Origin of the sequence: Pseudomonas sp. PH1b (assembly GCF_000633395.1) — a bacterium.
In the GTDB taxonomy this organism is placed as follows: Bacteria; Pseudomonadota; Gammaproteobacteria; order Pseudomonadales; family Pseudomonadaceae; genus Aquipseudomonas.
In genome coordinates this window covers 465803-478606 of the sequence record NZ_AYMU01000002.1, presented here as the reverse complement: position 1 = coordinate 478606, position 12804 = coordinate 465803, and the positions used below count along the sequence as shown (strand labels likewise).

Genomic DNA, 12804 nt, shown 5'->3' with positions numbered 1-12804 from the left:
CGTTTATCTCGGGTAAAGAGCGAAATTAGAGAAAAAGATCCAGGCGGAAGTAGATCGGTGCTTCGCGTTCACTCAGGGCATCTGGCCGCTCGAGGGAATGGGCGAAGGTCACGCTGGCAGCAAGGTGCTTGCCACGGGCGAACAGCTCGATGGAGTCGCTGGACACCCGGCCATGCTGCTCGGCGTTGTAGCGGTCGTTGCGGATCGCGCCGAAGTCATAGCCCAGCCCCGTGCCGTACTCGGCGAACACCGGGCGCAGCCAGTCCCAGCCCACCGGGCGAGTCCAGCGCAGGTCGTTGCGCCAGTAGTAGCCGCTGTCGCCGTTGAGGCTCTGGTCCTTGTAGCCGCGGATCGAAGACTGGCTGCCCAGGCTCATGCGCTGCGAGCTGAACAGCAGGTCCTCGCTGCGCTGGCCGGTGACCAGGCTGCTGAACACCAGGGATTCGTCCCACAGCTTGAACGGCTGCAGGTAGCTGGCGGTGGCGCTGTACTTGCGATAACGGGCGTTGGCCTGGCGGTTGCCGAAACGGTCGCGCTGGTTTTCACGCTGGGCATCGAAGGCGCCGATGCCGTCCTGCAGCCCCAGGTCGAGGTTGAGAAAGCCGCTGCCGATGCGCCGGCCATGGTTGATGCCGAACTGCGCCTCGCTGAGGCGGTTGCTGCTGTTGCTGAGCTTGCTGTCTTCGATGTAGTTGTTGGTGCGCAGGTAGCTCAGGCCGCTGTTCAGCGAGGTTTTGCTCAGGGCATCGCGATGGATCACCCGCTCCAGGCGCAACTGGTGGTTCTGGCTGTCGCCGGTCTGCTTGAAGTTGAAGCCCTGGCCCTGGGCCAGGGAGCGGTATTCGCTCTGGCTGTAGCTGTAGCTGAGGTTCCACCAGCCAAACGGCAGGTTGTAGTAGAGCATCGCATTGCGCGAGGTCTTCTGGTGGTCGCTGATAGCGTCGTGGCCGCCGCGCAGCACCAGCTGGTCGGCCAGGCCCAGGGGGCTGTCCCATTCCAAGGAGCTGCCCCATTGCTGCTCGCCGGTGCTCTTCTGCCCGTCGTTGCTGCGGGACAGACCGACCCGCCAGGGCTTTTGCGGGGTGTTCTTGACCAGCACCTCGCTGCCGCCCACCGCCTGGCCGGGGGCCAGTTCCATCTGTGCCTGGTTCGACGGCAGGCGGTTGAGCTGGTCGACCATCTGCTCGATCTGCCGCAGGTCGAGCCGTTGCCCGACACTCCCGGGAAACGCCATGTCCAGCTCGCGCGCCGTGAGCTTGCTGCCTTCGGCCGCCTTCAGGCCTTCGAGGCGGCCCTCCACCACCAGCACCTGCAGGTGCCCGCGGGACAGGTCCTGCTGCGGCAGGTAGGCACGACTGGTGACCAGGCCTTTGGCGATGTAGTGGTCGGTAATGACCTTGAGCAATTCGTTGAGCTGGGCCACCCCCAGGCACTGGCCGATGTAGGGCTTGAGCAGGCTGTCACGCTCGCTGGCGGACAGCGAATCGGCGCCCTTGAGCTGGATGTCCTTGATCGGGAAGCAGCGGCTGTCGGTCGGGGCCGTGGGCGCCACCGGCGCAGCGCTCTTGCCGGGCAGCTCCTTGAGTTCTTCGAGGCGCCGCTGCTGCTCTTGCAGCAGGCGGTTCTGCCGGTCGCGGATCAGGTCCTGGTCACCAGGATTGTTCAGCGGGGCAGCAGAAGCACTGTTCAGTGAGCCGGGCGAAAACACCAGGCAGGACAACACACAACACAACCTCATCCCGAGGGTAGGAAAATACATGTTCGGTCCTTCGAAATAGCGGCAAGGCTCAAAAAAGGAGCGTGACATTAATAAGCCACTACATTCAATGTCAATTAAATAAAACACTTTCAGATGTGCGACTGAACAGCCAATCCGCAATGCTGTAGCCACTCCTGGATCGGCAGTGCATCAAGGCTTCCCTGCATGAGTTGCCGCTTGAGCCCGCGGTTCGGGAGAGTACAAACTCACCGAAGTCGAAAGATTAATAGTGCCGACTGGACAAAATAGGCGGAGGCCTTGCGCAAGATCTCGTTGGCCTGTCGTAGCTGACGACTCTCACGCTCGAGCAGCTTGATCCGTTCGCGCTCGGCAGTGGTCAGTCCATCACGCCGGCCACTGTCGCGCTCAACCTGCCGGATCCACAGGCGTAATGTTTCCGGCGTACAGCCGATCTTGGGGGCTATGGCATTGATGGCAGCCCACTACGATTCATATTCAGCCAGGTGTTCGAACACCATTCTGACGGACCGTTCACGGACTTCTGAGGAATACTTCGTTGATGCCTTCATTGCGCCATCCCCTCAAAGGTTGGAGTCTCCGAGATGCCCGGGGCGGTTCAGTTTCGATCCGAGCTATTGGAAATCTTATAGCCATATATGAGACCGAATATTTAAAGCAAATCAAGCCAACTCAATTGCACACATCAAGATATAGTCTAGACTATGGACACTGTTCTGTGCACACCCTCTCTCAAGAAGCTTTAGAAAACCGCGATACAAACCTGCTTACGATCCAAACGACACCTGCCAGATATTTGCAATGGCCTACATCATAAAGATTAAAGCTCGCTACCAAAACGACCAAACCGGCCGATTTCTAAAGCTCCCTGCATTATTTACCGAAAGCGGACTATTAATTTCACACCTTCGCTACCTTGCTGACAACAGTAAGAAGAGTTCATCCTGGAAAGAGAAGTCTACACAAGCTGTTAAGCTACTAATAGAGTACATCAATGCAAACGCGGGATTATTTAGGCAGACAACAAAGCTTCTCGCATCATTTGCAAGAGCATTAGAAGAAGGTACCGTAGATCCAAGAACCCTAAAAGATCCCTCGCACCTCTTTTGGCTACCAAGATCTAGCGAACACTGCTCAGATCTCCTTTTCCTAATAACAAACTATACGGACTGGCTTACACGTCAAAGTGACTTCAAAATAAAGCCTGCCAACCCTTTCAGGCAAGCCTCCTCTACGGAACAGCGGATGAACTGGTGCGCCTTCCACCATAAGCGAAATAGAATCTTCCTGAATCACCTTGTGGATCCGGACAAACACGCCGAAGCGTTAAGCACCATTCGCGAAGTAAAAGGACCACAGCGCCCCCCTTCAAATATTGCCCCAGCAAAAAGATTCCCTGAAGACAAAATTGATCTGTTAATAAAACGGGGCTTCGTCATCCCGGACACCAAACATCCCGGTACATCGACACCTGACTACAAAGGTCAAGCCTTAACTCTGCTCATGCATTATGGTGGCTTACGCAAGTCAGAAGCACTGCACCTTTACTTATCAGACATTATTCTAGACGATAAAAATAACGAGGCCATTGTAAGGGTCTATCATCCGTCTAACGGGAAGTCACCTGACGAGCAATACCCTACCAGAAAGCAATTTCTAGCAATACATTACGGGCTATTACCCCGAACTGAATACCTGAAAACAGAGCGACTTCATTTAGGATGGAAAAACCCAGTACTTGACAACAAAGATGGTTACTTTTCAGTTCAATTTTTCCCACCCCATAAAGCGGCAGATTTCTTAAGCGTATGGATTAATTACCTCAAAAAACAGCGCACTGACCCAGATCTAGCACACGACCACCCATATGCATTCACCAACTCAAAGGGAGAGCCTGAAACTCTAAAAAACGCCCAACGCCTACATAAATCGGCTGTGGAACGAGTTGGCCTACTGCACCGAAAAATAGTTGGCACAAGTGAACACGGGCATCGGCATAGCTATGGATATAGGCTTAGAGAAAATGGATTCAATCAAATTGAAATACAAAAATGCATGCATCATAAAAGCCCCGACTCATGCTTAGTTTATATTCAGCCAACACATGAAGAGATACGACAAAAAATGTCAACAATCGACAAAATCAGCCTACACTGAATCATTATTTGCTGCGGATTTAAGGTGAGCCCCATGTCAGAAAAAAGAAAATACTCAACCTTACTCGAAGTTAAAGCCGCAGTTAGAAAGCTTGGAATAAAGAATAGCAGGGCCTACAGACTTCGCTGGCAAGAAGATCCTAGGCTACCGGCCAACCCTTATATTGATTACGCCAGCGACTGGCACTCATGGTACGACCTCTGTGGTAGTGAAAGGCCAATTGAGAAATATCTGACACTTGCAGAGGCACGTGAGGCTGTAGCTCGCCTCGGCATATGGACAGTGGCACAGTATTCAACTGATCACCATAAAGACCCAAAGCTCCCAGGCGACTTGCGCTTTTACCCGGACTTTAAAGGGTGGCCAAAGTTTATTGGAAAAAGCACATATAAAGATTTCTATCAATCACTCCGCGAAGCTAGTAGAGCAGCGCTTGCGCTAGGTATCAATAGCTACCACCAATACACAACGCTAAAAAGATACAAAGCAGACCCAAAACTGCCTGCAAACCCTAGCACCATCTATCCAGACTGGCAGAGTTGGAAGCATTTTTTCGGGACAAATCATTCAATTCCGGTTTATGAAAGTTACGAGCTGGCTTCTACAGCCGCCATATCCTTAGGAATCCAACATTCACGTGAATACTTCACTCGCCGAGAGGAAGATCCGAAACTACCTATTCACCCCCAGACCCGCTACAAAGAACAATGGGTGGGCTGGGTAAATTTCCTGCACCCTGGTAAAACTAGAAAAGCTTATGAGACTTTTGAAGAGGCTAGAGCTGCAGCCCGCAACCTGAAATGCAAGTCACGAAAAGATTACTATATAAGGCTTAAGGAGGACTGGCGTCTACGCAAAGATCCAACAAGTGCTTACACGAATCAATGGACGTCATGGAAGGACTATTTAGACCTAACAGAGCAATATGACACGCTACATGAAGTGCGTATAGCTGCACAGAGATTAGGCATCACCACAAAGCGACAGTATGAACTAAATTACCACAACGACCCACGCCTTCCAAGCAACCCGGAACAATTCAAAAATGAATGGAAGTCGTGGATCAACTTTCTCTTACCCGTCAATTACATTTGCCTCGATGACCTTAGAATAGCAGTAACTCGGCTTGACATAAAAGACAGTCAAGATTACCGCAACCGCTATAAACTCTACCCTCCATTGCCAGCCCACCCTGAACGGGTATTCCGAGACGAATGGAAAAGCTGGTATGACTTATGTTCCATCAGAACATTCTACACTTTCAATGAAACAATAAAACTCATTCAACCTCTTAACTTTAACTCCTTAAGAGAATATAGAGAACATGTGAAATCCTCAGGAGACGGTAGATTACCGTACAGTCCGGATAAAGTATATTACAGAGACTGGACCACCTCGTATGCATTTCTCGGAAAGACGGAGCCATTTTCAGAAAACTCGATAAATGCTGACCATTCGAAGTGGCTAGAAGATCTGAATAGTTTCATGAAAGAGGCTCGTGGCGGACGGGGAAAACAGCTAGCAATTTTCCGTTTTTTGGCAACTTATGTGCAGCCAAACGCATATGGCACCACACCGTTAGAGTTCCTCTCAAACAACTCTATAGAGTTACAAAATTTCAAAAATTACGTAACAGCCACGACCCCAGAATATCTTAGACGAAGCTTCGTCATGGCCATTAACGAATTTATGCGATTCATTATCCGAGAACAATTCACGCTTGAAGATGACGAGACTGGTGAATTAATAATCGCAGACGGAATAAGCAATCCGTTACGCGGCAGCGAAATAGAATACTCAGGCACGACAAGTAATAGCGGCCCAGGCGAAACATCTAAACCAGCTTTGGCCTATCAATATGTTGCAGCCATGCAGAAATGGGTAGTCCCTGATACTGCAACCAGCTTCTCTGACTTAATCCATCTCCATCATTTCGACGCTGATTGGGTAGAGATCGATCTAAATATTTTTAAGCTAGACCACAACGATCCTGATCTCGTCACACGCTGGGTTGGCGGGAAATTTAAAGCGTGGTTTCCAATGTATTGGATACAGGTACTTACCCTAATTTCTGTGCCAGCCAGAGGTAGACAAATTGCATACTGCGATTCTGGGGAAGGCGATGAGTACATCCCAATACATAATGACTGCAAGGTCGTATGGACTAAAAATGAAACTCCACTTTCAGGCACAACCAAAAACCAAGGCTTCATAAAGCGATACCCTGGTGACAATTGCGGCATGTTTGTTACGAGCAATAAAACCAGCATTGGATATAGAGGTTACAGCGTGCCATGGATACCCCCTCATTTGGTCCGATGGATCATTAAGCTCCGTCAGTGGCAGGAAAAATATAATCCAATAATTCGCCCAATGCCATGGATTGAATGTATTCGCACTAACCTAAATGAAAGCCAGCGTCAAGCCAAAGGTACTAATTGCTTCTTGTTTCGACTCTTCGGAGCTGAAGAGCCTGGATCGCCAACAAATATATTAACCCCCCGACTGGCAGCCGCACTATATTACTCACAGCCTCGGGACTTACCATTAGCAACGCTGACAGGCCCCAGAGAAAAACTAAGTTGCTATTCGTCTATATATACTCCACACAGCATGAGGGTAAGCCTTATCACGGCATACGTCCATGAGTTCGGGCTTCCCATTGAAATTACCATGAAGATTGCTGGGCACAGTTCAATCGTAATGAATTTGTACTATGTAAAGATCGGCAGCATTGAATTTCAACGTCGATTTTCAGAAGGTGAGAAGCGCGCGCTCCAGAATCAAGTCTTTGTTGCACAGAGCATGATCGAACAAGGCAGAATCGATCAAATTCAGGGGCAGCTAGTCGCAAATAACCAAGATGCGCTCGACTTTATATATAAGAAAAAATCTCCTGGTAGCTATTTGTTTCGAGATTACGGTTTTTGTCCATACGCAGGTGCTAGGTGTGATGACGGAGGATCGCTCGGCAAAGGTGATGTTTGGTTGCCAGTGGTAGGTGGGTATCTAGGCAGTCAGAACTGTATAAGATGTCGCCACTTCGTAACCGGTCCCGCATTCATAGGTGGCCTACTAGCTCTAGGCAATGAAATATCTTTAGAAGTGAATCTTCAATTCACAAAATACGACGACCTCCAAGCCAAAGCTGAAGAATTGAGATCCGAAATTGACAATCGTGATGAGCGGGAGTATGAGTTAAATGAATGCGGAAAAGACTTTGAAAGCCGAGATCCAGGTCTAGAAGCTAAGCATAGAAAACTGCTGGCCGAAGCTGAGAGCGCAGCTAAAAAGCTTGATGTTTTGATTTGTGATGTACAGGCAAGCGCAAGCCTTATAAAACAAATCGAGCAGGCGACCCTTACAAAGTCCAATTCCAAGCCTCAAGGCTCACTTATGCTTATTGTGCAAGAGGGTCATGAACTCAGGCTCGCGCTAGAAGAAACCACTCACTTCCATCAATTAAGCGAGATTTGTGAAAATGCCGAGATTTATGAATGCGCCTCTGCCCACTCCGCCTTGACCGCAAGATCCCAGCTATTGGACAAAATGCTTGAAGACAATAACTCTCCGCAACGAATGTTCAGGCTCAACAAGGAGCAGCAGCTTTTGGTTGGCAATCAGATCGCAAGACTGTTGATATCACGACTCAGAAGCTGGGAACGTATCGACTCACTAATTGAAGGAAAATTTAGGCTAGCCGAACTGATTGGACTTGAGAGCATCTCCCTTAAGGAAATTAGTGACGCTTTTACAAGCAACAGAAAAAATTTGCCTCCGGTTTAAAATCATGACGCCATCTGAAACACTGAATAAACTTAAGCAGAACTGCAGCTTAAAAAAAAATCGGACTCTAGACGCAGTGTACGAGGTATGCACTAAGATGCTATCGAACGGTGAAAAGAACTTTTCATTTTCAGCTATTGCACGCCTCGGAATTGATTGTGGTGTACCAAACGCTCAAAGCATGCGAAATAACTCGGGCCAAGTATATCGCGTGCTAATACAAGCATTTAAAGAAGCGGCAGGCCCAGCACACCATGACCGAGCACCGTCAGATTGGATAGACGCGATAAAAGATGGTAAGGCTAAATTCTTAGCGCGTGCCCAAGAGGCTGAGAACCACCGCCTCCGAAGCCTCCTAAGAGAAATTACGCCGCCTAATCTCGAGATCCGTGTTGATGATCGCACTCCGTTTTCATCCGAGAATAAATTATCAGAGATAGAACGCAGAGCTCTTTTGTATTTAATGTCAGAAGAGTTCAGGCTACAATGGGGCTGCACACTGGGCAAGCACGGCGACTTGATTGACAAGAAGGGAGCAAAGGTGTTTCGCCCAGGAACACTTGATGCGATACAGAAGGCTCTAAGGGCATTGTGATCGGTCCTTGAATCAATAACAGGCAAAAATGAATACTAATCTCATCACTGAAGCTGGCTATCAGTCGTTGAAGGATGAACTAGATTGGCTCTGGCGCGAAGAGCGGCCGGAGATCACCAGAAAAGTAACCTGGGCTGCGTCTTTGGGCGACAGAAGTGAAAATGCTGACTACCAGTACAATAAAAAGAGGCTAAGGGAAATAGATCGGCGTGTAAGATACCTCCGTAAGCGTATCGAAGATCTTCGGGTAGTTCCTTATTCTTCTACTCAGGAAGGCAAAGTATTTTTTGGGGCTTGGGTAACTATTGTCAACGAGGAAGATACAAGCAAGAAATTCCGCATTGTAGGTGCTGATGAAATTTACGATAGAAAAGACTTTATCTCAATCGACTCTCCGATGGCACGCGCATGTATTGGTAAGTGTGCAGGTGATGATATTGTTGTACGGACTCCAACTGGTGATGCCTACTGGGAAGTGACCGAAATTGAGTACTGTGAGGCGGAAGACGCACCCCGGGTCATTAAACCCTGAGGCGCCTCCAAATCAGCCACCACTATGTCAAGACCAGATGCAGTGATGGCCGACAATGAATAGTACAACGCAAAAGTACAGTACTATTCCGAAAAACCAGCAAAATCATTGTGTATGACAGAATAGTACACAAGCTTGGGGTTCTTCCTTCCAGTCCGCATTCTCACTCCGATCGCCCAAGGACGCAGCCCAAGTGACCTTCTGCGTGATATCCGGGCGCTTTTCCCGCCACAGATAATCCAGCTCCTGTTTCAGAGCGTCGTAACCATCCTGTGTGATGAGTTTGGTACTCAATTGGCTAATCGCCTCCCAGCCTTCTACACGCTGTCCTGCCATACGAAAAAGCCCAAACATCAGGCCGGTCAATAAAGCGTGCCCCGCCCCCATTCAGGGGCCTTCCCTGCCATGCCGGTGAAACCGCGCCTCCTTAGTCTCCTGCGCATATCACTATCAGATTTGTCCGATTTAGATTTCAGAGAGGTCAGCCAATCATAGGGCCAAACAGCCGCGGCATACGGCCTCGGACACATTTTCAGCAACCCAGTTTGCACTCATTGCGATCTCACCGCTTGAAACCCACCTCCCCAAAGAGCTTGCCGACCACCACTTACACCGCAAACAAAACCAAAGGGAATGTACCAAATGGGCAACATCATCATCGTCGATGACCATCCTCTGATCCGACTGGCCATCAGGTCAGTGCTGGAACCTCATCATCACACCATCATCGCCGAGGCCGACAACGGAGCGGACGCCGTCCAATTGGTGCGCAAACACATGCCGGACCTGTTGATCCTCGATCTGGGTATTCCCAACCTCGACGGTTTTTCGGTCATTGCCCATATCAAGTCCGCCGAGCTACACGTCAAAACACTGGTACTCACCTCCAGCGACTCGAAGAACTTCGCCCTACGCTGCCTGCAAGCCGGAGCGGCGGGTTTTTTGTGCAAGACCGAAAACCTTCACGAACTGGCCAATGCGGTAAAGGCAATCCTCTCCGGATACAGTTACTTCCCGGAAGACACCATCAACATCCTGCAGCAGAACACCAATGCCGCCAGCCAGGAAAGCGTGTTGATTTCCCGCCTTACCGATCGCGAGATAACGGTGTTGAAACTACTGGCCACCGGCCTCAACAACCAACAGATCGCCGATGCGCTGTTGATCAGCCACAAGACCGTCAGCACCTACAAGGTTCGTTTGCTCAAGCGCTTCAATATTTCCAATCTGGTGGCCCTGGCTGAACTGGCAAAACGCAATGCTGTGGTTTGAGGAGCATGCCGCCAGCACTGCACAGGCAGCCGCTGCAGCCAGTCTTGCCGGTCGGAATCTGTTCATTGGGGAGATGATCTGAGAGGCGCGCAGCTCAGCGACCGCTTGTACAGCGCCATTGTCCCGGTTGCCCCACTAGCGGCGGATGATCAAACCTTGGCGGGCGACACGGGTCAGTTGCTTGATGACTTCTGCGGCGTTTTCGGCACTGGGCGCGGGAATGACCGCCAGGTCAAAACTGTCGCTGGCAAAACGCGCCAGGGATTCGCCGTCTTCGACAAATTGAATCAGAAACGCCGCCGGGCCCGGGCTGCGTCGTGGCCAGCCGTCCAGGTAACGCAGCAAGGTAGGTTGGTGTTTACCACCGAGGAGGATTTTCGGGTTGCGCTGGGACAGGCTCGCCGTGATCGGCGCAAGACGTACAAGGGGGCGTGGTGCATTCATCTTAATGTGTCTCTGCCTCAAGTTTCTGCCGGGCAGGTGAGAGGCAACACCGAACCAGCGCTTTAGCGGTATTTCGAAGCCTGACTATAGCTTCTATCAGTGATCTTTCGATTCACCTGGCGCCCCGCAAGTAGCTGTTTAAATCGGCGCATGAGCAGCATCCTAGAGAAGCCAGCCTCTGGGTGTCAAGATTCAGCTGCAACGAAAAAGGCCTGCATTCGCAGGCCTTGGAACTCTTTCCGGTAGCTGATCCAGAGCCTGCGGGACGTTCCCGACTGCCTGGAGCAAACAGCTGGAGTTACTTGGCGATAGTTGCATCCAGCGACAACTTGCCAGCGCCTTCAAACAGAACAGCGACAGTACCGCCCAACAGTGCCAGGGCAAACTCGTAACCATTATTGGCCATGAACAGGCCATTGCTGATATGCACCGAGAAGATCGCCACCAGCAAGGTAAACGACAGGCCCAGCGCCGCTGGACGTGCCAGCAGGCCAATGACCAGTGCCAGGCCGGCGAAGAACTCCGTGCCCCCCGCCAACAGTGCCATCAGGTAGCCAGGGGCCAGACCGATGCTTTCCATCCACTGAGCCGTTCCCGCCAGGCCGCCGCCGCCGAACCAGCCGAAGAGTTTCTGTGAGCCGTGGGCAGCGAAAATGATGCCGACAAATATCCGCAAAACAGTCAAGCCATAGCCTGCGCGGGTGCCCAGTAGGTTTTTGATCAGTGTGCTCATGCTGTGTAGTCCTGTGTAAGGTGGGGAAGTTGGTCGCCATATTAATCAGTTTTTAGCTGACAAAAAGCGGAAATAATCCTAGATAACAATCAATATTTTCGATTATTTCCGTGACGCAACTTTCCGCTCCCGAGGCTCCAGGGAGTCTCGTTCACGGTCAAAGGCCAGGTAGTATTTGTTGACGCTATTAACATAGCTGACCGCCCCCATTCCCACCTGCTCCATGGCGATACGCTCCACCTGGAAGAACCACTGATTGGGATTCAACCCCCGCCGCCGGGCCTCGCTGCGCATCCCCTGGACCCGCTCCGGCCCCATGTTGTAAGCCGCCAGGACAAACGCCATGCGCTCGCGCTCGTTGAGCTTGGGGCTGGAAAAGAACTTGCGCCGAATCAACGCCAGGTACTTGGCCCCGGCCTGCACATTGCTGTCCACGGACTGGATGTTGCTGACCCCGACTCGCTGCGCCGCCGACGGCGTGATCTGCATCAAGCCGGTGGGCCCGCTGCCACTCCTGGCATGGGGTTGCAAAGCCGATTCCTTGAATGCCAGGGCCGCCAGGTTCAGCCAGTCCATGCCCTGCTCCCCGGCGTGCTTCTGCAACACCGGGCGCAATTTCTCCAGGCGCTGGCGATCGGCTCGGGCCAGGGGGTAATGCACCTGGTACTGGCGCCGATAGATGCGCAGGAAGGCCACGTCCTGATCGGACGGGGTCTTATAGGTCTTGAGGAATCGATCGATACTGGCCCGCAGCATCGACGCATCGCGCCGGACAAACCAGTGCTCTTCACCCGGCTCACTGATTTTCAACTGCTTATCGAAGCGCAATTTGGGCAGGATCTTGCTCCAGCGCTCGGCTATCGGCTGTTCGACGATGGTCAGGTGAAAAATCCCACCCTGGACCATCTCCAGCACATCCTCCACCGCCAGGCTGGGATCGACCCATTCGACCTTGATCGGGGCCAGCTTGTGCAGCGCCAGCTTCTGATTGATCTGGCTCACCGCCTCTCCCGCCGCGCTGCCGGTGGTCAGGGTCAGGGTCTTGCCTGACAACTGCTCGATCCGCGTGTAGCGGCGTTCGCCCTTGATCCCCACCAGCAGCAACGGCACGTTGCTGACAATCGGATCGCTGGCGCTGACGGCGTGCCCGGGCTGGGCTTCAAGCAATTCGCCGGGAGCCACCAGGTCCCCTTCGCCACGCTGCAAGGCGCCCAGCAACTGATCCTTGGCTTTGGGAATGATCTTGAGGCTGATTTCCTGGCCGTCACGGGCATGGCCATTGAGGTACTGCTCGAATGCTCGCAGACGATGGTACTCGACACCTATGGGCTGGCCCTGGACTTCACCGGAACTGTTGCGGCTCTGATTGACCAGCACCCGCAGTACCTGGCTGCCACGAATTTCCGCCAGATCCCGCACCTTGCCGGAGGCATGGGTTTCCGGCGGCCCGGCCAAGCGTGCCATCGCCGGCAAGGGCAACAGCAACGACAGGCACAGTGCGAGCAATATCGAGGATCGGGTCATCCGTTCTCCGCAAAGGGTGCTGT

General features: G+C 51.8%; 9 protein-coding genes and 2 pseudogenes. 5 read left to right on the top strand and 6 right to left on the bottom strand.

Translation table 11 applies throughout. The features are described 5' to 3' along the window. Positions 1 to 25: 25 nt before the first annotated feature. Entirely contained in the window at positions 26 to 1759 is a 1734-nt protein-coding gene (locus U873_RS0104845) for a ShlB/FhaC/HecB family hemolysin secretion/activation protein (RefSeq protein ID WP_025127157.1), read from the bottom strand. 242 nt (positions 1760 to 2001) lie between these two features. Continuing rightward, a pseudogene (locus U873_RS34730) lies at positions 2002 to 2289 on the bottom strand (transposase); the annotation flags it as partial. A 250-nt stretch (positions 2290 to 2539) separates the two neighbouring features. Here U873_RS34730 and gmtY point away from each other — a divergent pair. Genes gmtY through greB (U873_RS35015) form a run of 4 tightly spaced genes read left to right on the top strand, consistent with a single transcriptional unit; the run spans position 2540 to position 8808 of the window. Next, entirely contained in the window at positions 2540 to 3895 is a 1356-nt protein-coding gene (gene gmtY, locus U873_RS34225) for a gamma-mobile-trio recombinase GmtY (RefSeq protein WP_043274483.1), read from the top strand. Positions 3896 to 3928: 33 nt separating this feature from the next. Next, the gene (locus U873_RS34860; protein WP_081818609.1) at positions 3929 to 7681 is read left to right on the top strand and encodes a VPA1269 family protein; all 3753 of its coding nucleotides are present in this window, start codon (positions 3929 to 3931) and stop codon (positions 7679 to 7681) included. Next, on the top strand, positions 7638 to 8276 hold the full coding sequence (gmtX, locus tag U873_RS36580; RefSeq protein WP_157838061.1) for a gamma-mobile-trio protein GmtX: 639 nt from the start codon (positions 7638 to 7640) through the stop codon (positions 8274 to 8276). Before U873_RS34860 ends, gmtX begins: the two co-directional genes overlap by 44 nt. A 28-nt stretch (positions 8277 to 8304) precedes the next feature. After that, the gene (gene greB, locus U873_RS35015) at positions 8305 to 8808 is read left to right on the top strand and encodes a transcription elongation factor GreB (RefSeq protein WP_081818608.1); all 504 of its coding nucleotides are present in this window, start codon (positions 8305 to 8307) and stop codon (positions 8806 to 8808) included. Between the two features lie 147 nt (positions 8809 to 8955). Here the strand turns inward: greB (U873_RS35015) and greB (U873_RS0104830) are convergent. Continuing rightward, positions 8956 to 9102: pseudogene (gene greB, locus U873_RS0104830) on the bottom strand (transcription elongation factor GreB); the annotation flags it as partial. Positions 9103 to 9450: 348 nt separating this feature from the next. Here greB (U873_RS0104830) and U873_RS0104825 point away from each other — a divergent pair. Beyond that, complete coding sequence (locus U873_RS0104825) at positions 9451 to 10080, top strand: response regulator transcription factor (RefSeq protein ID WP_025127154.1); 630 nt, start codon at positions 9451 to 9453, stop codon at positions 10078 to 10080. 135 nt (positions 10081 to 10215) lie between these two features. Here U873_RS0104825 and U873_RS0104820 read toward each other — a convergent pair whose 3' ends face one another. The 3 genes from U873_RS0104820 to U873_RS0104810 form a co-directional block, all read right to left on the bottom strand. Further along, positions 10216 to 10524: a hypothetical protein gene (locus tag U873_RS0104820; protein WP_025127153.1), complete on the bottom strand. Its 309-nt coding sequence runs from the start codon at positions 10522 to 10524 to the stop codon at positions 10216 to 10218. A 298-nt stretch (positions 10525 to 10822) separates the two neighbouring features. Further along, positions 10823 to 11257 carry a DoxX family protein gene (locus tag U873_RS0104815; RefSeq protein WP_025127152.1) on the bottom strand — a complete coding sequence of 145 codons (435 nt, stop codon included), beginning with the start codon at positions 11255 to 11257 and terminating at the stop codon, positions 10823 to 10825. Between the two features lie 102 nt (positions 11258 to 11359). Next, a complete protein-coding gene (locus tag U873_RS0104810) occupies positions 11360 to 12781 on the bottom strand; it encodes a transglycosylase SLT domain-containing protein (RefSeq protein ID WP_025127151.1) in 1422 nt (473 codons plus the stop codon). Positions 12782 to 12804 lie beyond the last annotated feature (23 nt).

Coding starts and splice junctions, on each gene's coding strand:
- U873_RS0104845 (WP_025127157.1), bottom strand. CDS start 1,759: ATGTATTTTCCTACCCTCGGGATGAGGTTGTGTTGTGTGTTGTCCTGC.
- U873_RS0104825 (WP_025127154.1), top strand. CDS start 9,451: ATGGGCAACATCATCATCGTCGATGACCATCCTCTGATCCGACTGGCC.
- gmtY (WP_043274483.1), top strand. CDS start 2,540: ATGGCCTACATCATAAAGATTAAAGCTCGCTACCAAAACGACCAAACC.
- U873_RS0104810 (WP_025127151.1), bottom strand. CDS start 12,781: ATGACCCGATCCTCGATATTGCTCGCACTGTGCCTGTCGTTGCTGTTG.
- greB (WP_081818608.1), top strand. CDS start 8,305: ATGAATACTAATCTCATCACTGAAGCTGGCTATCAGTCGTTGAAGGAT.
- U873_RS34860 (WP_081818609.1), top strand. CDS start 3,929: ATGTCAGAAAAAAGAAAATACTCAACCTTACTCGAAGTTAAAGCCGCA.
- U873_RS0104820 (WP_025127153.1), bottom strand. CDS start 10,524: ATGAATGCACCACGCCCCCTTGTACGTCTTGCGCCGATCACGGCGAGC.
- U873_RS0104815 (WP_025127152.1), bottom strand. CDS start 11,257: ATGAGCACACTGATCAAAAACCTACTGGGCACCCGCGCAGGCTATGGC.